Source organism: Roseibium litorale, from assembly GCF_014842915.1.
Taxonomy (GTDB): Bacteria; Pseudomonadota; Alphaproteobacteria; order Rhizobiales; family Stappiaceae; genus Roseibium; species Roseibium litorale.
Genome location: NZ_JACYXI010000013.1, coordinates 1 through 18,729, shown reverse-complemented (window position 1 = coordinate 18,729; position 18,729 = coordinate 1). Strand labels below are relative to the sequence as shown.

17 protein-coding genes are annotated in these 18,729 nt (G+C 60.3%); 9 read left to right on the top strand and 8 right to left on the bottom strand.

Features of this window, described 5'->3' with window-relative positions:
• Window positions 1–18: 18 nt before the first annotated feature.
• Entirely contained in the window at window positions 19–1,239 is a 1,221-nt protein-coding gene (locus IG616_RS18015; RefSeq protein WP_192149573.1) for a glycosyltransferase family 4 protein, read from the bottom strand.
• A 47-nt stretch (window positions 1,240–1,286) separates the two neighbouring features.
• Window positions 1,287–2,507, bottom strand: coding sequence for a glycosyltransferase family protein (locus IG616_RS18010; RefSeq protein WP_192149572.1), 1,221 nt, complete (start codon window positions 2,505–2,507; stop codon window positions 1,287–1,289).
• Window positions 2,508–2,700: 193 nt separating this feature from the next.
• Here IG616_RS18010 and IG616_RS18005 point away from each other — a divergent pair, with 193 nt between their 5' ends.
• The 4 genes from IG616_RS18005 (at window position 2,701) to IG616_RS17990 (ending at window position 7,866) form a co-directional block, all read left to right on the top strand.
• Window positions 2,701–5,295 carry an ABC transporter ATP-binding protein/permease gene (locus tag IG616_RS18005; RefSeq protein WP_192149571.1) on the top strand — a complete coding sequence of 865 codons (2,595 nt, stop codon included), beginning with the start codon at window positions 2,701–2,703 and terminating at the stop codon, window positions 5,293–5,295.
• An 86-nt stretch (window positions 5,296–5,381) separates the two neighbouring features.
• Complete coding sequence (locus IG616_RS18000) at window positions 5,382–5,837, top strand: cyclic nucleotide-binding domain-containing protein (RefSeq protein WP_192149570.1); 456 nt, start codon at window positions 5,382–5,384, stop codon at window positions 5,835–5,837.
• Between the two features lie 12 nt (window positions 5,838–5,849).
• The gene (locus IG616_RS17995) at window positions 5,850–6,674 is read left to right on the top strand and encodes an MBL fold metallo-hydrolase (protein WP_192149569.1); all 825 of its coding nucleotides are present in this window, start codon (window positions 5,850–5,852) and stop codon (window positions 6,672–6,674) included.
• Window positions 6,675–7,098: 424 nt separating this feature from the next.
• A complete protein-coding gene (locus IG616_RS17990) occupies window positions 7,099–7,866 on the top strand; it encodes an SDR family NAD(P)-dependent oxidoreductase (RefSeq protein WP_192149568.1) in 768 nt (255 codons plus the stop codon).
• A 360-nt stretch (window positions 7,867–8,226) separates the two neighbouring features.
• Here the strand turns inward: IG616_RS17990 and IG616_RS17985 are convergent, their stop codons facing one another.
• Window positions 8,227–8,763: a hypothetical protein gene (locus tag IG616_RS17985; RefSeq protein WP_192149567.1), complete on the bottom strand. Its 537-nt coding sequence runs from the start codon at window positions 8,761–8,763 to the stop codon at window positions 8,227–8,229.
• 584 nt (window positions 8,764–9,347) lie between these two features.
• Window positions 9,348–9,734: a VOC family protein gene (locus IG616_RS17980; protein ID WP_192149566.1), complete on the bottom strand. Its 387-nt coding sequence runs from the start codon at window positions 9,732–9,734 to the stop codon at window positions 9,348–9,350.
• A gap of 162 nt (window positions 9,735–9,896) precedes the next feature.
• Between IG616_RS17980 and soxR the strand changes: the two genes are divergently transcribed.
• The 3 genes from soxR to IG616_RS17965 all read left to right on the top strand — a co-directional run bounded on the left by soxR (window position 9,897) and on the right by IG616_RS17965 (window position 12,356).
• Entirely contained in the window at window positions 9,897–10,421 is a 525-nt protein-coding gene (gene soxR, locus IG616_RS17975; protein ID WP_192149565.1) for a redox-sensitive transcriptional activator SoxR, read from the top strand.
• A 68-nt stretch (window positions 10,422–10,489) separates the two neighbouring features.
• Window positions 10,490–11,116: a hypothetical protein gene (locus IG616_RS17970; RefSeq protein ID WP_192149564.1), complete on the top strand. Its 627-nt coding sequence runs from the start codon at window positions 10,490–10,492 to the stop codon at window positions 11,114–11,116.
• Window positions 11,109–12,356 (top strand): HlyD family secretion protein, encoded by a 1,248-nt coding sequence (locus IG616_RS17965; protein WP_192149563.1) that lies wholly within the window; start codon window positions 11,109–11,111, stop codon window positions 12,354–12,356. The genes IG616_RS17970 and IG616_RS17965 overlap by 8 nt, the downstream gene beginning before the upstream one ends.
• Window positions 12,357–12,425: 69 nt before the next feature.
• Here the strand turns inward: IG616_RS17965 and IG616_RS17960 are convergent, their stop codons facing one another.
• The 3 genes from IG616_RS17960 to IG616_RS17950 form a co-directional block, all read right to left on the bottom strand.
• On the bottom strand, window positions 12,426–13,622 hold the full coding sequence (locus IG616_RS17960; protein ID WP_192149562.1) for a lytic murein transglycosylase: 1,197 nt from the start codon (window positions 13,620–13,622) through the stop codon (window positions 12,426–12,428).
• 120 nt (window positions 13,623–13,742) lie between these two features.
• A complete protein-coding gene (locus IG616_RS17955; RefSeq protein ID WP_209007727.1) occupies window positions 13,743–14,240 on the bottom strand; it encodes a hypothetical protein in 498 nt (165 codons plus the stop codon).
• Between the two features lie 73 nt (window positions 14,241–14,313).
• Window positions 14,314–15,447 (bottom strand): SH3 domain-containing protein, encoded by a 1,134-nt coding sequence (locus tag IG616_RS17950; protein ID WP_192149561.1) that lies wholly within the window; start codon window positions 15,445–15,447, stop codon window positions 14,314–14,316.
• A gap of 273 nt (window positions 15,448–15,720) precedes the next feature.
• Here IG616_RS17950 and IG616_RS17945 point away from each other — a divergent pair, with 273 nt between their 5' ends.
• Together IG616_RS17945 and IG616_RS17940 are read left to right on the top strand one after the other, a co-directional pair.
• Window positions 15,721–16,911 carry an ABC transporter substrate-binding protein gene (locus IG616_RS17945; RefSeq protein WP_192149560.1) on the top strand — a complete coding sequence of 397 codons (1,191 nt, stop codon included), beginning with the start codon at window positions 15,721–15,723 and terminating at the stop codon, window positions 16,909–16,911.
• Window positions 16,912–16,954: 43 nt separating this feature from the next.
• Complete coding sequence (locus tag IG616_RS17940; protein ID WP_192149559.1) at window positions 16,955–17,554, top strand: hypothetical protein; 600 nt, start codon at window positions 16,955–16,957, stop codon at window positions 17,552–17,554.
• Window positions 17,555–17,789: 235 nt separating this feature from the next.
• Here the strand turns inward: IG616_RS17940 and IG616_RS17935 are convergent.
• On the bottom strand, window positions 17,790–18,729 hold a 940-nt coding region (locus IG616_RS17935; RefSeq protein WP_192149558.1), incomplete at its 5' end, for an IS4 family transposase.

Sequence of the window (18,729 nt, the reverse complement as noted above, 5' to 3'; positions counted from 1 at the left end):
CGGTGTCCCGCTTTCTGCTTAAAGAACCTTGCGGAACTTGTCCGCCAGCCGGTCGAGCCCCGGTGCGCTGGCAAAGGTGGAGCGCACATGCGCGGACGCGGCACGGCCCAGCCTATCACGGCTTTGCGGCTGCGCAATCAGATCGGCCAGCGCCCCCGCAAGGGCTTCCGCATCCGCAGGCGGCACCAAGACGCCGGTCTCGCCGTTCCGGATCAGTTCGGGGATGGCGGAGACGCTGGTGGACAGGCAGCACAGGCCCATGGACTGAGCTTCCATCAGCACGTTCGGCAGCCCGTCCCGGTCGCCGGATTTGGCAAGCTTGGAGGGCAGGACGAAGAGATCGGATTCCGAGCAGGACTTGATGACTTCCTCGCGCGGCTGCGCGCCCCGCCAGGTGATCCGGTCCGATAGGCCATACCGGTCCGCCAGGACCTTCAGCTCGTCGGACAGTTCGCCCCCGCCGATATGGGTGAAGTGCCAGTTGAGCGAAGACGGCAGCAGGGTCAGGGCTTTCAGAAGATCGTCATAGCCCTTCTTCTCGACGGCCCGGCCAACGGAAACGATGCGCACGGGATCACCCGTTCCGTCCCGCTCCGCAGGTTCTGCCTTGGGTTCCGGAAAGCCGGTGAAATCCAGTCCGTGATAGACCAGCTCGACCTTGTCCGGGTTCGCGGAGAGGCCCCTGAGATGGTCCACATTGACGCCGGTGCAGGTCACGCCCCAGGCCGCGTCATCCAGCTTGGTGCGCAGGTCCCATTCCGCGCTGGTCCAGATGTCCTTGGCATGGGCCGAGAACGACCAGCCCTTGCCCGACAGATGCGCCGCATAGCGGGCAACGGAGCAGGGGGTGTGCAGATAGTGGGTGTGGATCCAGGTCACGTCTTCCGGCAGTTCATGGGCAAAGACGCAGCCCTGCGCCCAGCGGCGCTGGCGCCCGGCGTTGTGCTCCTTCGCGTAGTCCGCATCAAACAGCGCCTTGGCATCTGCATAAGTCGGCTGTTGTTCTGCCCAGCGTTTGGCCCGCGCCACACGGGCAGGGTCGTCCTTCACATATTCCGGCAGGTAAAGCACTTCGGCGGAGATCTGCCGGTGCAGCTCGTGAATGAAGGGATCGTAAGGCTTGCGCAGGGCAACGATCAGGATCGGTATGCCGCGCCGCTCAAGCCCGAGAATTTCCTGAGCGATAAAGGTTTCCGAAAGGCGCGGATAGCCTTTCACCACAACGGCAATGCGGGACATGTTGGTCTCTTTAAAACGGGCTTCAGGCGGTCTGAGGACAGGCAGCCTTAATAATTGACGAGGTGGGGCGCCCGGCGGGCGGCGCGAGCCTCTTCGAAGATCTCTCCGACACGCGAGCCGATGACCTCGAGACCGCCAAGCAGGTTGTCGACACCTGCGTGGGAGGGACGCGGCACCTTGGGCAGGCTGGCAAGAGCATCGGCCATCAGGTCCGGGTCCGGATAAGCATCGATGGGCAGAACCTGCAGCAGACCACTGTTTTCTGCGCGGGCAGCGCGGATCGCCTGTTCGCGGCGCGGGATGATCCGCGGCACCATCAGAGTCGGCTTGTTGAAGGACAGGATTTCGCAGAAAGTGTTGTAGCCGCCCATGCCGACGATGGCCGTGGCGTTGGCGAGATACGGTTCGATCTGCGGCGTGAACCGGATGATTTCCACATCGCGCAGATGCTCGGCGCGTTCGACGAACTGGGCAACCGCGGCCGCAGGCATGAAGGGGCCGAGGATGATCAGCGCCGGATAGAGCGGGTTCTTGCGTGCCTCGTAGGCCCGCATGACCCAGTCCACCATCTCGACGCCGTCGCCTCCACCGCCGGGCGTCACGAGAATATAGGGCTCCGCGCCGAAGGGAGCCGGCTTCGGCAGGCTCTCCATGCCCTCGGGCAGAGACCGGCGCAGATAGCCGGTGTAAAGCATCTTGTCCTCGACGCCCGCCGGCAGCTCGATCCCCTCAACCGGATTGCAAATGCCCTCCGGGCCGTAAACCCAGATTTCGTCGTAAAGCTTTTCCAGCGCGGGGTAGACGTTCTTGCGTTCCCATTCCTGGCGCAGGATCTCCGGATCGTCCATGACGTCACGCAGGCCCAGAACCAGGCGCGTGTCGGTGTCCTTCAGCGCTTCCAGCGTCGGCAGCACTTCACCGCGCAGGCCCAGCGGCTCCTTGTCCACAATGAAGACATCCGGATTGAAGACCTTGGCGGTGTGCTCGATGATCGAGGAGCGGATCGCCAGCGTGTGATCGATGTTCAGATGCAGCGACAGGGGCGTGTATTCGCCGTCGCGCAGCTTGATGACACCCGGAATGCGGACAAAATCCACACGGGAGCGGAACTCGAAACTGCCGATGATCGGCGAACCGGACAGAATCAGAACCGACAGGTCGTCAAACTTGCCGACCAGCGAATGAGCAATTGCCCGGCAGCGTCTGAGATGCCCCAGCCCGAAGGAATCGTGGCTGTAGATAAGGATCTTCGGAGAATTGGAACGCATGCTACCCCATTTTATGCGCCAAGCCGGCCATTTCTGTGCCCGCTGTTTGCGGGGTTTTCGTCGGTTCCCAAATGAAGCGCAACCCGTTATGTAACGGGAATGCAAACATTTCTGGCGCTTGTCCAGAGGCTGAGTAATATACCATCACTTCGTTTATTGCACGACGTTGCGCTAAATCAATTTGGAACCCGTTATGGAAAAGAGCCTGTTTCGCTTCATTTGGAAGTTCAGCGCACGCCAGCAAGTGTTTATTCTCCTCATAACGGTCCTCTCTTACCCGGTCAGTTATGTTCTACTGGAACTGCCGAAGCTGATCGTGAATGACGCCGTGCAGGGAGACGGTTTCCCGCGGGAAATCGCCGGTCTTGAGTTCGACCAGGTCTCCTATCTGTTTTTGCTTTGTATGGCGTTTCTGGGCCTTGTGATTCTGTCCAACGGCCTGAAGCTCTACATCAACGTCTACAAGGGGCGCCTTGGCGAGCGCATGCTGCGCCGCCTCCGGTTCGAGCTGTTTCAGCGGGTTCTCCGCTTCCGCCTGCCGCATTTCCGGAAAGTCAGCTCCGGTGAAATCATCCCGATGATCACCTCCGAGGTGGAAGACGTCGGCGGGTTTATCGGGGAAGCCTTTGCGCTGCCGGCCTATCAGGGCGGCATGCTGGTCGTTCAGCTCGGCTTTATCTTCATGCAGGATCCGCTGCTGGGTCTGGCTGCGGTTTCGTCCTATCCGATCCAGGGCTATGTGATTCCCAAGCTGCAGAAAAAGGTGATCCTTCTGTCCCGGCAGAGGGTGAAGAACGTCCGCCTGATCGCCGACAAGGTCGGGGAGAGCATTGCCGGCGTTCCGGAAATTCATGCCAACGATGCTTCCGCGTGGCATTCGGCGGATATCTCCGACCGGCTCTACCAGAATTTCAAGATCCGCTACGAGATCTTCAATCGCAAGTATTTCATCAAGTTTCTCAATAACTTCATGAACCAGCTGACCCCGTTCTTTTTCTACCTGATCGGGGGGTATCTGGTGATCGAGGGGAACTTGAGCATCGGTGCGCTCTTGGCCGTGATCGCGGCCTACAAGGATCTGGCCGGCCCCTGGAAGGAACTGCTTGCCTATTACCAGATGGTCGCCGACGTGGATGTGAAGTATCAGACCGTGGTCGAGAACTTCGATCCGGTGGACATCTATCCGGTCGAGCGTCTTATCTCCGACGAGAAAGTCGAGCTTCAGGGCGATCTGGTCCTCAGCGGCGTCACGTTCTCCGGCGGGGCGGCAGGGCAGGAGGTTTACGACATCTCCATGAAAGTGCCCGAAGGCGCGGATTGCATCGTGATCGGGCCGGACGGGTCCGGCCGGTCCGAAGTCCTGCAATTGGCGGCCGGTCTTGTCAGCCCATCCTCGGGAAAAGTGGAAATCGGCGGCCAGAACCTTGAAAACCTGACCGCCTCGACCCTTGGCCGCGAGATCGCCTATGTGGGCGGTTCGGTTCATATCTGGTCCGGCACCATCCGTGAGAACCTCTTCTACGGTCTGCGGCACCGGCCTCTGGTTCCCGTCGAGCGCGCGGGAGAGAGCAAGCAGGACTACAAGCGCCGCCTGCTTGAAGCCAAGGAAACCCGGAACCCGACCTATGACATCGGCGCGATCTGGGATGATTTCGAGGCCGCCGGCGTTGCCGATGTCACGGGGCTGGATAACCGTGCCCTGGACCTGCTCAAGGCAGTCGGCCTGGAGGCGGATATCTACCGGCTGGGGCTGCAGTCCCGGCTGGATCCGGCTCTCAATGACCGGTTTGCCGAGCGTATCCTGGCTGTCCGGGCTGCGCTGGGCGAGCGGATCAGCGGAGATCCCCAGCTGGAGGGATTGGTCGAGCTTTGGGACAAGGACCGGTTCAATGCCAGTGCGAGCATTGCGGAAAACTTGTTTTTTGCCGTGCCGAATGATCCGTCGATCACGGTGGATCAAGTGCCGGAACTGCCGGAAGTCCGTGCCTTCCTGACGGAAACTGGGCTTGATATCCGGCTTCAGGAAGCGGGCCTCAGGGTGGCAGAGACCATGCTGGAACTCTTCGCCAATGTCAGCGAAGACAGCGGGCTGCTGAACACCTATTCGTTCCTGACCCGGGAAGAGCTGCCTGAGTTCGACCGGATCGTGCGCATTGCAAAGTCCTCGGCTCAAAGACCCACTTTGACCCAGCGGGACAAGGACCGCCTTATCTCCCTGGCCCTGAAGCTTGTTCCTGCCCGTCATCGTCTCGGAATCATGAATGACGAGGTGAAGGGGCGGATCATCGAGGCCCGCCGCAATTTCTATGAAAAGGTGGTGCAAGGCAGCGATCTGTTCCTGCCGATCGACCCGCAAGTCTATCTGCCCCCCTTATCCGTTGAGGACAATCTGCTCTTCGGGCGCCCGCGCGTTGACCGGCGGGATGCGCGCCAGAGAATTGATGCCGTCATCCGGGCGATCGTTGAAGAAAACCATCTGCGTGAACCGATCGTCTTTGCCGGGTTCGAATACCATGTCGGTGTGTCGGGCTCCCGTCTCTCGGCTGGCCAGCGCCGGCGTCTCGCGCTCGTCCGGGCCCTGTTGAAAAACGCCAAGGTAACCATCCTGGACGATATCGGTACGGGCATGAGTGACGAGGATGTGGCCCTGCGCGCCACTTTGCGCGGGATCGTGAAGGGAAGGACGCTCCTGTTTGGGGCGCCCTCGCATGCGCCTTCCAGTGAGTTTTCAATGAAAATTACACTGGATCAGGGGCGTATCATTCAAGATGGGGATCAGGATGCTTGAGGCTGAGGTCACAAGGTGCTTTTCTGGGCTCCAGGAAGTTGAAAGCTGGATTGCGGCCATTGGCCGGTCCGGTCTAGGAGGTTCGTGTGTCTCTGGAAACTGAAGTCGAAGTCCTTCGGAAGGTGCCCTTGTTCCGGGGGATCGACGCAACCAAATTGAGACTGCTTGCGTTTATTAGTGACCGCATCGCCTTCAAGACGGGGGAGCGTTTGTGCACGCAAGGGGAGGAGGGCGACAGCGCCTTCATCATCCTGGCAGGATCCGCGTCAATTCTGGTCAACACCCCGGACGGGGAACGGCCGGTCGCGCAGATCAAGGAGAACTCCATCGTCGGCGAGATCGCCATTTTGTGCGACGTGCCCCGTACAGCTTCTGTCGTCGCAACGTCGGACATGGATGTCCTGACGGTTTCCAAGGACGATTTCCTGAAGCTGCTGAAGGAGTTTCCCGAGATGTCGCTGGAGGTCATGCGGACCCTGGCACTCCGGCTGGAGCGCACCACCCGCGATCTGGCCGCAGCGCGCACCGGACCGGCGGCGTAAGGAGAACGAGATTTGGCTTCCGACTTTTCGCTTCGCTGCTGGGGCGCCAGAGGATCGACCCCGACCCCCGGAGCGTCGACATTACGCTACGGCGGCGAAACGACCTGCTTTGAACTGCGTGCCGGCGGGGCTCTGATTCTGATCGATTGCGGTTCCGGTGCCCGCAGCCTTGGTATGGATCTTTGCAGTCAGGGGCCGCGCAAGTTCGATCTCCTGTTCACCCACACGCATCTGGACCACATTTGCGGATTGCCGTTCTTCAAGCCTGCCTACGACGACCGGTTCGAGGTGACGGCCTGGGCCGGTCACTTCGAGGACGAGACATCCCTGGTCGATATCGTCAGCCGGATCATGTCGCCTCCGATTTTCCCGGTTGCCGCCAAGACACTGAAGGCCGTCGACTTCCGCACCTTCCAGGCCGGTGATGTTCTGCCCCGGGAGGATGGGTTGAAGATTTCCACGGTGCGGCTGAACCATCCAGGTGGTGCCTGCGGCTACCGGTTCGATTTTCAGGGTAAATCGATTTGCATCATCACCGATCACGAGCATGGCGTGCCGGAAATCGATGAAAATGTTCAGGCGTTCGTCGAAGGGGCGGACATCATGATTTACGATGCCATGTTCACCGATGACGAGTATCCGGTCTACAAGGGCTGGGGCCATTCCACCTGGCAAAAGGCCATGGAACTTGCCCGGAAGGCCAATGTCCGCGTGCCTGTGATCTTCCACCATGATCCCCGCCGGTCCGATGATGCGCTCGACGAGATCGCCATTGCCGTGAACGATGCCCATCCCGGTGCGCTGGTCGCCAGCGAAGGTATGATCCTGCGCCCCTGAAACTGTAAGTATGCCGGCTTTGCCATGGTCCCGCTCTGCCTTGAGTGAGGGCCGGGGGGAGCCTTGCCGCCTGAGTGACCGGCTTGAAGCCGGTCCACTCATCTGCTTGAGGGCGATGGGGTGGTGTTCGGCCGTCCTCAAAATGCTTCTTTTCTCCCATCCTGCCTGTTTCCTGTTCTTCAATCCGGGACCTGTCTTGCCTGAATTGGGTCGTCACCCGTTCAGGGCGGGAGTCAGGGTCAGTTCATTCCAGAGAGTGGAGACTCTTGGCACCCGTTCCGGAACGGGCCAGGCGCTCGCCTGCCATGGGAAAGTCACCTCTCTGATTTCAAAAGGCTTTTCAATTGACGTTGACGTTCAAGTCAAAAGATTGAATAGATGCTTTAGAAATCCATGGCTTAAAGGCCCGTTCGAGGAGGATGAAATGCAGGTAAGGGACTTTGGCGCAGCGGTTGTCACAGGAGGCGCTTCGGGTCTGGGGGCGGCAACGGCCCGCATGCTGGCGGCTGAAGGGGTGAAGGTTACCCTGTTCGACCGGGACCGGACGCATGGCGAAGCGGTCGCCGCCGAAATCGGCGGATTGTTCATCGAAGTGGATGTGACCAGCCAGGACAGCGTTCTGGCCGGTTTCGCCGCGGCCCGTGCCGCGCATGGCCAGGAGCGTATCCTGATCAACTGCGCGGGCATTGCGCCGGTGGCCAAGACCACCTCCCGCGGAGAGCCGCATCCGATGGACATGTTCGAGAAGGTGATCTCGGTCAATCTTGTCGGCTCTTTCCGCTGCATCACCCATTCTGCGACCGGCATGTCTGCGGCAGATCCGCTGAACGGGGATGGCGCGCGGGGGGTGATCGTCTCCACGGCCTCTGTCGCCGCCTTTGACGGCCAGATCGGCCAGGTGGCCTATGCGGCGTCCAAGGCGGGGATTGCCGGTATGACCTTGCCCGTTGCCCGCGACCTGTCCAAGTCCGGCATCCGGGTCTGCACCATTGCGCCGGGGATTTTTGAAACGCCGATGCTGCTTGGCCTGTCCCAGGACGTGCAGGACAGCCTCGGCCAGCAGGTGCCGTTCCCTTCGCGCCTGGGCCGCGCTGCCGAATATGCCCAGCTGGTCAAGGCGATCTGCGAGAACGAGATGCTGAACGGCGAAACCATCCGCCTCGACGGCGCCATCCGCATGGCCCCGCGGTAACCGCGGCCAGGCTGTATTTCGACGCTAAGGCCGCCCCGGGACCCTGGGGCGGCTGAGATGGATGACCACCCTCATGAGTTCGTCATCCCGGTTTGGTGCGAAGCGCCAAGACCGGGATCCAGTACCCCGCAGGGTGAACTGCCGGAAAATAAACTATCTCAGAGGGTTACTGATCCCCGCCTTCGCGCGGATGACGGCCATTTACTCCCATGATCATAGAGGTCTCAGGGATCTGGAGTCCTTTTCAACAAACTCCGTCGTCCCGGGACCCCGGAGCGGCTTCTCCGTTTCGGCCCATGTGAATGCGGTTTCAATAGAGCCGGGCCGAGTGGCTGCTGCTATCTTCTGCCAACCGGCACGTTACGCTTTTGGGGCGGGGTCAGCCTCTTCAAGGGAATAGCTGTCCAGGGTTTTCAAGGCGATGCGGGCATTCAGACGGCGGGCCGCCTGTCCGGCCCGGAACCAGTTTCGAGCGCTGCTGACCTGAAAGCGGGGGCTGCGTTTTGCTGTCTTCTCTTCCCGGATCAGCGCTTCCTCCATCTCGTCGATGCGATAGAGACCTGCGGTCACGGGCAGGGGCATTTCTTTCTTTTGCAAGGATTGCTTTGAAATCCCGAGCTTTCCGGCAACATCCGCTTGGCTCACCAGGTCTGGCCGGACCTCTCGAAGCTCCGTGCCTGCGGGGAGGTTTTTCAGGATCGCTTTGGCTGCCGCGAGCATGGCCGTTTCGGCGTCGCCGCCCGCAGCTTCGAGTTCAACACTCAGGAGGCGCGCATTGCCTGTTCCGACGACGGCGTCTTCAAAACCGGCTTCGAAGACGGCATCCGACAGTTCAAAGGGATCGTACTTGCCCTTCGGCAAGCCGAAAACGAGTTCGAACTCATAGCGTTCCGTCATTGTCGTCTTTCCAGTTCAGTGGATTTGTACAAGCCAGAGCCTTGCTCCGAAGCTTGGCTGCGTGGCTTGCCGGATTTTGTGGCGTCGAGTTGATCGTCATCTGGCAATATTGACCGCAGCGGCAGTCTTCCGACGGTTTCGGGCATCGAAGCAGTCCCCAGGCATGGCCCTTTCCGTCCCGTTTGATGATTGTCCAGCCAAGAGCCTCCAGTTCCCTCAGGACCTTTCCGACATCTTTCTTTGGATGGGTGCTTCGCGCCATGAAGCTAGGCCTTATTCTTTAAGTTGTCAATCGACAATTTTAAAATCAAAAAGGTGTATCTGTGTAACTGCTCCTCTTTAATGCCGATGGTCGGCTTTCCGTGGCATGCCTGCTTGCGTGCCAGTCTGCTTCGAAATGACCTGCTTTACGGCCAATCAGGCCGCCGGGAGGGCAAATGGCGGCGGTGAGCATGGATATTTCGCGCAAGAGGGGCGGAAGCGGCGCCTGTTGCTGCGCTGGCGTTTGGCCGGAAGCGTGCGGAGTGCCCTCCGCCATCCTGGGATACCGGGCGTAGAGGCGAGCGTCCTCGCCCGGTATCCCCTCATGCCGTGTAACTGACAACCTCATATTCGATGCCATCGGGGTCATCGAAATAGAACCGTCGGCCCGGCTCATAGTCGCCGTGGGAATGGGTTTTGATCCCGTCGGCAATCAGGGTTCTTTCCACCGCGTCCAGGTCGCCGGCAACGACGGCAATGTGATTGAGGCCGCCCAGGGTGGTGTGGGTGATGCCGCCTTTTGTGGTGGGGCCTGGCGCAGAGTAGAGCGCCACATAGGACTGGTCCGTGCCCACATGATAGGTGGTGCCGCCATCCTTGGCCGGTCCGTGCCAGCGGATGTGCCAGCCGAACCAGTTGCAGAGCCGCCGGGCGGTGGCCTCCGGATCGCTGACCGTAACGTTGACGTGTTCGAGTTCTACTTTGGCCATGATCTGTCCCTGCCTTTTTGCGCTTTCGAGGGCCTTCCCTCAGACAGCCTTCCCTCTGGCGGCTTTCCCTTTGCGGGTTTGCCCTTTGGCGGCTTTCCTTCCGGGGACTTCCGTTCTAGGATCTAAACCTAACTTGAGGTCAAGGTTTATTTGGGAAAGCTCATGAAGGCTGATGATCTGCTGTCCATCGGAGATCTGGCCCGGCGCACCGGGCTGTCGGTCTCGGCCATCCGCTTCTACGAGACCAAGGGGCTTGTCACCCCGGCACGCAATGCCGGTGGCCAGCGGCGCTATCTGAGGGCGGATATCCGCCGGCTCTCTTTCGTGATGGTCGCCCAGGAGTTCGGTTTCACGATTGCCGAGATCGCAGAGCAACTGGCGTCCCTGCCACCGGGCAGGGCGCCGGCAAAGGCCGACTGGACCCGGATCAGCCTGGCGTTCCGCAGCCATCTGGACAACAAGATTGCCACGCTGACCGCACTCAGGGGCAAGCTCGACAGTTGCATCGGCTGCGGCTGCCTGTCCTTTCAGGACTGCCATCTCTATAACGCCGGAGACGCGGCGAGCCGTTTCGGGCGCGGGCCGCGCTACCTGCGCGGAGACAAACCGCTGGCCCAGGACGGCGGCACCCCGGACCGAGATAGGGTAAATTCCGCAAAGGAAAGTTGCACAAACAATCAGTTGTAACCTTGCACCTTTTTTGCCAGCGTGTCTGACTGTAAGCACATGTCTTCTCAACGGAAGCTGGGGGTTATATGGCAGATTCGCTTTCTCACGCGGCCGCAGGGGCAGCTGCGTTAAATCCACTGGCTCCGGCTCATCTTCCGTCCTTCCTGCCCGGACCGGATGGCAGCGATCCGATGATGACCTCGGTGCTGATCGGACTGATCCTGATTGTCATTGCGGCAGGGTCCTTCTACCTGCATCTGCATTCCCTGCCGGAACGGCTGGCGCATGGCCGCAACAGCAATCACATGGAGCTGGTTGCGGTTCTCTGCCTGCTGGCCCTGTTCACCCATAACAATTTCTTCTGGGTTGCCGCGCTGGTGCTGGTGTTTCTGCCGGTACCCGATGTGGTGACGCCGCTGGTCTCGATCGCCCGCTCCTTGCGGCGCCTCTCGGCACCCGAAGGCGCAGCGGTTGCCGGAAATCGGTCGCGCACGCGGGGGCAGGAAGCCCCCCCCTTGGAAGGCCAAGGGGCTCCGGTTCATGGGGCTGCTTCTGCGGGAACGTCATCTGCATCGAGCCCGGAAAGTCTGCCGGTCGACATGCTCGCACTGGCGGCAACCGGACGCCGTGAGGCTGGTCACGCCTCCGGGGCGGGATCTGGGGAACCAGAGGCGCCCGCCGCACGGGAAAAGGGGAGGGACGGCGATGCTTGAGCTTCTCTTCTGCTCCCTTTTCACGATCTTTCCGGATTATCTTTTCCGCCGCTATGTCCAGGGAAAGCGGATCGGCCAGGAAATCACGATTTATTCGGTCTGGTACGAGCTGCGCTACGGCATCGTGACCTGCGCCATGCTAACCATTTCCCTTGTCACGATGATTTTCTACTTCCACCCGGCAACCACGAGCGCGACGCTCTTCTTCCGGACGGTGCCGATCCTTCCGGAAAGCGGCGGGCGCGTGGTCGAAGTCATGATGCCGCCGGGACTGGAAACACATGTGAAAGCGGGCGATGTGATCTTCAGGCTGGACAGTTCCGAGGAAGAAGCGGCGGTCATTTCGGCGGAACGCCAGGTCAGCGAGATCGATGCGGAGATTGCCCTGGCAACTGGCGAACTGCTGGTTGCCAATGCCCAGATTGGTCAGGCCGAAGCCTCCCTGAAGCAGGCGGTGGACGAACTGAACACCAAGGTCGACTTGCAGCAGCGCAATTCGGATGTGGTAACGCGCCGCGAGGTTGAGAAACTTCAGACCGCCGTGGACGCGCGCCAGAGTGTTGTCGACGCCGCGGTTGCCCAGCAGAAGCTAACTGAGACCAAGATCAATGTAGCCTTGCCGGCAAGCCGGCAGACAGCACTTGCCAAGCTGGATCAGGCGCGGGCCGATCTGGCGAAGAAGACCGTCTATGCGGGTGTCGACGGAACCGTCACCCAGTTCTCCATCCGCAAGGGGGACATTGTCAGTCCGCTGATGCGCCCGGGCGGGATCCTGATTCCGGATGATGCGGGACGCAAGCGGATGTTCGCGGGGTTCAACCAGATCGAATCCCAGGTGATCAAGCCGGGCATGGCCGGGGAAATCACTTGTCCCTCTCTGCCGTTCACCATCATTCCGGTGGTGGTGACAGGGGTCCAGTTCTATCTGGCCTCCGGTCAGTTCTCCGCCTCGGAACGTCTGGTCGATACTGCCAATCCATCAATGACGGCGGGTTCCATCACGACGATGCTGGAACCGGTCTATGAGGGCGGGTTTGACAGGTTGCCTCCGGGCAGCCGCTGCATCGCGAACCTCTACACCGACAATCACGAACGGCTGGAGAGTGACAAGGATATGGGGCTGGGCACCTTTGTCTTCCTGCATGTGGTCGACACGGTCGGTCTGGTTCACGCGATCCTCCTGCGCAGCCAGTCGCTGCTGCTCCCAATCCGCACCCTGGTGCTGAGCGGCAGCCACTAAGCCTGTTGTCAGAACGCAAAACGGCCCGCCTGTGTAAGGGCGGGCCGTTTGAGTTTCAACCGGGTCGTGTCAAAGCCTGTTGAGCAGTTCCGCCGTCGGCCAGCCATCCGCCGGTATGCCGAGCTGTTTCTGGATGGCCTGTGTGGCAGCGCGGGTGCCGCCGCCCAGAATGCCGTCGATCTTGCCGACGTCATGCCCGAGCGCCTGCAGTTTGGTCTGAAGCTGCTTCATCTGCCCGTCGGAAAGACCCGGATCGGGATTGCCCTTGTCATAGACGGGAGCCCCGCCAAGGCGCGTTGCGAAATAGGCGGCGGTTGTCGTGTAGACGAAGGACTGGTTCCACTCGAGATAGATATTGAAGTTCCGGTAGGCGAGGAATGCGGGGCCCTTGCGGCCTTGCGGCAGGATCAGGGACGCTTTCAATCCGCCTGCCAGATTGCCGCTGCGGGCCGTCACGCCCATGGCCGCCCAATCGGAGACGGGCCGCTCCCGGCCAAGGCCGCTTAGGGAAAAGTCCAGGTTGGACGGGACGCTGACTTCCTGAAGCCACGGTTCACCGGGCTGCCAGCCCAGATGCTGGATGAAGGCGGCAGCGGTCAGGATGGCATCGGGTGAGCTGGTCTTGAGCTTCACATGGCCGTCGCCATCACCATCGCGCCCCCATCTGACGATGTCCTCCGGCAGCATCTGCACCTGGCCGATTTCACCGGCCCAGGCCCCCGTGGTTGAGGACGGGTCCAGATCGCCGTTCTGCACCATGTGGATGGCTGCGATCAGCTGCGGGCGGAACAGCTCCGGCCGGCGGCAGTCATGGGCAAGGGTTGCCAGGGCATTGACGGTGTTGAAGTCGCCCTGAACGGCGCCAAAGTCGGTTTCCAGCGCCCAGAAGGCGGTGATGACCGCGGCCGGGACGCCGTATTCCTTCTCCGCCCGGGCAAAAACCGGGGCGTATTTTTTGATGTTGGCGGCGCCGTTCTTCATCCGGTAGCCGGAGATTGCCCGCTGGGAGAAGGTCAGGAAGTCCTGCTTGAAGACGCCCTGGCCGCGGTCCATGGACAGAACCTTGCGGTCAATCTGAGCGTTGGCAAGGGTCTCGTCTGCCGCCTGGGCCGAAAGACCCATGGAGACCGCTTCCTGCTTTACGCCTGCAAGGAACTGGCGGAAGTCACCGCCGCATTGTCCCGCAGCAAGGGCGCTGGGGGCGGTTGCAGAAACGGCGAGCAAGGCGAGAGCAGGAGCAAAAAGACGGGAAGGGCGGAAGGTCATAAAAGGCCTCGTGTCTGAAAGAAGAAGGGTGCCGCAAATCACTGGCGCAGAGGGTGCCGAACCGGCTGGGCAGCGTCAACCGCACAGTGTTGAGAGGTTATGGAGCCGTTTTCCGCAAGGTCAACGGCAGCTGGAGGCGGAAATCGATCCGGAGCGGGAGGACAGGGTTTCGCGGGAGGGGCCGCTGTCGACGCTGGCGCTGGACCGGCAGCGCCCTTGTGAGGAGGCGTTTGCCCGGTTTTGCAGATCCGTCCGGCAGATCTGATAGCCCATGTCATAAAGGGCCTGCCATCCGCCGGGATAGGTGGCCAGATTATCGAGCACTGCGGCTGCGCCTCCAACCCTGGCGCCGCGCCTCGCGCCGCCGGGGCCTGCCCAGGCGCCGCCTGCGACGGCTCCCTCCATGGCACCGGAGACAATATCGCCCGTCGGGTCGCCACTGCCCAGATGATCATCGGCATAAGAACGGGCATAGGCATCGCATGGATCGGCAATGCCATCTGCCAGCGCTGCCGGACCAAGCAGTATCGGACCGGTCAGGGTCAGAGAGGCAAGAAGGAAACCGGTCGCGGCAAGGGCGCTTTGGGCCCGGAGCGGAACTCTGGATCTGGCGGACATGATCTCGATCCTTGGAGGGAGACAACAGTGTCTGCCATCCTATCCGGCATATCCTAACAGGGGCATACTGGCTTCAGCCAGCCTGGGCGGCAGCCGTGTCGATGAATTTGCGGCCAATATAGCCTGTCTTGCCGTCATGTGAGACCGCGCACCACCAGGTGTCGCACTCGCCGACAGAAAGTTTCGCTCCTGCCGGAACAACGCCAATCACATTGGTGCCCATGTCGGCGCCCTCCCGCAGGTTGACGCTGGCGTTTGCGGATCCTTCCAGAGGAGTGCCGCCGAGTTTCAGGCGCGTCGCTGCGGGCGACAGACCGGCGGCGGCTTCTGCCTCGGGCACCACGGCCGCTTCTTGCAGGAAGCTTGTCCCATGGGCTTCCGGGCTTTGGGCAAGAGACGTGGAAAGCGTCAGGTCGTCTTCAGCCGCGCTGCCGGGAGACAGAACCATCTGCTCCCCATAAAGACCTGCGGTGCGGACCGGCTGGCCTGTCTCCGCTGTCTGGCTGACCAGGGAGGCCATCGGATCCTTGGCCTGATTGGCGAGAACGGTCGGGAGCCTGTCCTGAATTTTCTGCGCCAGGGCGCCATTGCGCTCACGTTCTGCTTCCGAAAAGCTCTCGGCAAAGCGCGTCCCGGCAACCTGTGCCTTTGCAGCGGCGGTTCCATCCTGCATCTGAGGCTGAACGTGAATGGCGCCTGTGGTGACCATCCGGTCGCCGGTTCTGGAGGAGCTTGAGGGCAGGAGCAGGAAACCGGTCAGGGTGGCAAGGCTCACCCCGGCAGCAATGACCGCCACGCGCTTATGCGCAACAGACATGAGGAATGCCGGGCGGGGGAACGGCACAAATCCTTTTGCCGGGGTGCTCGCCTTGGGAGCTGCTGCCGCGTCACTGTCAACTTCAAGGTCAACGTCAATTGCGGCAGCTTCTTCCGAAGGGGGGGAGACAGGTGAATCCGGAAAGAGGGAGGGGCGGGAAAAGGGCGCGCCAAGCGCCGGGCCCGCAGCCAGCAGATCCGGAAGCTCCAGATCACTGCCATCCTCGGTCCACAGAATACGCGGGCGCTTGGGGGCACCGCCCTGGGCGGAGGCGGATCCGAACGGGCGGCGCGCAAAGGCCGGGGCGGCTGGCGATTGCGGACCCCAGGTCACCGGTCCCGAGGGGCGGCGGGCCGGCATGGGCTTGGAGGCGTCTAAGGTCTGGTACATGGGATCGCTCCGTTTTTCCGCAAAAGGAGCGCCTCGGACCAATGCCTGGCTCTCCACCCCTGCCATTAACAAGGGCATTTGTGGCATCACGCGGATCAGAATTGGGCGGACTGCGGGAATTTGAGTGACATTCCGGGCCTCATTGTCTCCCGCTAGAGCCGGGTTGAGGGGTGCTGACCTTAACCGGGTGTGCACCTTGGCTGTGAAATAGTTCAGGCTCAAAACGCCGGGAGGCGTCCTTGAGGACCGTTCCTTATTGTCTGGAGACCTCGCATGAAACGGCTTTTCTCTTCTCTGGCAGCGGTGGTGTGCCTGGGAACGGCGGCGCTTGCCGGACTGGGAGGCGCGCCGGGTACAGCGCGGGCCGAAAGCATGAAGATCGGCTTTGTCGCCACCTTGTCCGGGCCCGCATCGCTCCCCGGACAGCACATGCGCGACGGCTTTCTGCTGGCGGTCAAGCAGAAGGGTGACCGCCTTGGCGGCTTTCAGACCAAGGTCATCGTCGCCGATGACAAGCTGGACATTGAGGCAGCGCGGCAGGCGGTCGCCAATCTGATCAATGTGGAGAAGGTGGATTTCCTGGCGGGGATCACCTTCAACAACATCATGCTGGCAGTCTATCCGGAGGTGGTGAAATCGGAGACGATCTTCATCGGTGCCGGGGCCGGACCTGGTTATATCGCAGGCAAGGGCTGCAGCCCCTATTTCTTCTCCACCGCCTCCCAGTCCGACCAGAACAACGAGGCCATGGGACGGTACGCGCGCGAGCGCGGCTACAGCCGGGTGCTGCTCCTGGCTCCTGACTACCGTGGGGCCAAAGAGGCGATCGCCGCCTTCAAGCGCCACTACAGCGGCGAGATTGTCGGCGAACTCTACAGCAAACTCGGGCAGATGGATTTCAGCGCCGACATGGCGCTGATCAGCAAGATGGACCCGGATGCGGTATTCACCTTCATGCCGGGACAAATGGGCGTCAGTCTTGTCGAGCAATTCGCCAAGGCGGGGCTAAAGGCCGACATTCCGTTTCTGTCCGCCTACACCCTGGACGAGACCACGCTGCCGGTCATGAAAGACGCCGCCGAAGGCCTGCTTTCGGGCAACGACTGGGCACCGGATCTGAACACGGAAGAAAACAACCGCTTCGTCCGCGCTTTCGTTGCGGAATATGGCTATGAGCCCTCCGCCTATGCCGCGCAGGGCTATGATGCGGCCATGCTGATCAGCGGGGCCGTGGGCATGACCGGAAGCCTTGCGGAAAAGAAGGTTCTCCTGTCCTCCCTGCGCGCAGCCCCCTTCCAGAGCGTGCGCGGTGACTTCCGCTTTAACTCCAACCAGTTCCCGATCCACGACTTCTATCTGGTTGAAGCCGTCCGCCGCGGCTCCGACAAATACGTCACGGAAGTGAAGTCAAAGGTCTTCGACGACGTGGGCGACTCCTACGCTGGGTCGTGCCGGATGAATTGAGGTTTTCTCTGAACTGTGAATGTTTCTATGGAGATGAAGTATTATGAAGGAAGATAAATGGGCTAAGTTTAGACCATTTGAAGGAAATGAATATCCGGAATTTTATATTTTTGTCAATTTATACCTTTTCGGGACAATAGCTATAAACTTTGAAATATTAAGTTATTTATATTTTAATTATTACGATTATGATATTTCAAATAACTTTGCAATTGAATACATGATGAGAAATTATGAATTTTTTAGAATTAGATCTGAGGATATGGCCTGTCTTGGGGGTAGTTATCTATTCGGGTATCAATTTTCTTTTCTGTATTATATTCTTCTTCTTCCTATTAATATATTGGTCTTTTATATCGCATACTTATTGTCATGGAAACGAAATGGGGAGATGGTTTCCGCGGGGGAGGACGCGGTTATCGGTCTATGCGCATGGATGGGCATTTTAGCTTTTCTAGTTTACCCGGTTTTTGTTTGGTTGGTTGAGTTGTGTGGGGAGAAATACCCTGGTGGATCAATACAACTAGTCGGATATTCTGGTATTTTACTTGTGTCTGTAATTTTGCCTATATCGGCATATTTGTTAAATGGTCCCCTGATCTATCTGACAAAGAAAATCAGTATGATCTGTCGGAAAGAGTGAATTGAAACAACCTGCAAATATCGATCTCCAGCTGTCTTGGCGAAGCCGGCTACTGTATTGTTGAAACCGGGTTCAACTTCATCCTGAAGTCTTAAGAAGAGAGAACTGAGCTTTGCAGCGCACGCCACCTCTCCCTCCGGGTGAGGGGCTGCCTATGCCGCGCGACAGGTACAAGTTTCAAGCAATATTACCCTCACCCCACCCTCTCCCAGAAGGGCTACTAGATTCACACATCTCATTCGTTGGCTTGGGTGTGATTTTGGATGAGATTGAGGCCTTTCCTCATAGCCTGGAACTGGAGCCATCCTTCGAGCATGACAATGGGTCCCGGCTTTCCGTAATACCCGGTCCATCCGCCGAGGCGGGCGCAGACCCAGGCTGCGTAGGCGAGCGAGCCTTTGGGGTGAGGATTTTTCTGGCGCCCGGTTTTGCCTTCGAGGCTGGTGCAACAAGCTTCTATGAGAGGCTGATCCAGCGGGGTGAAGGCATCGGTCAAAGGCCGCAGCGGCCCGCAGCAGCCGTCGCGGGCATGGACGAGTTGCTGGATGGCGACGGCTGCAATCAGCGCGGCGGTCACCAGACGGTTGCGCGGCGCAGGCTCCTCAATGCGCAAGCCCTCGATGTCGAAGCCCTGGGTCTTCATCGTGCGGAACAATTGCTCGATGGCCCAGCGGCGCCGGTAAAGACCGGCAGCAGCCCAGGCCTCAGCCTCATTTGTGACGGCATGTGTCGTCACCAGCCGCCAGTGCACGCCTGCCTCGCCCGGCGGGGGATCGATCTCGCGGATGTCGACCAGATGAACTGCAACACCTTCGGGCAGATTGCCGCGGCAGCCATGGTCCGGACGGGCCAGGCTCACCGGCAGGAAGCGCGCCTCCAGCCTTGCCGTGCGCTGCTTGCGCCCGGGTTTGGCTGCCAGCTCCAGTTCCGCTTCTCCTGCCGCCGGCAGATCATCAAGGGCGGCAAACAGTGTCCCGCCATCCGCAAGGCTACGGTCATGGGCGGCCCGCACCACGAGTTCGACCCCTTCCGGGCGCAGCGCAAACAGCTCGAAGATATCGCTTTCACGGTCGGCAACCATCGTCACCGAGGCCGCTCCAGCGCATACCGAGGCTGCCTGATCGGCGCCTTCCAGCCAGCGGAAACTCTCCTTCTCCTCAATACCCAAACGCCGC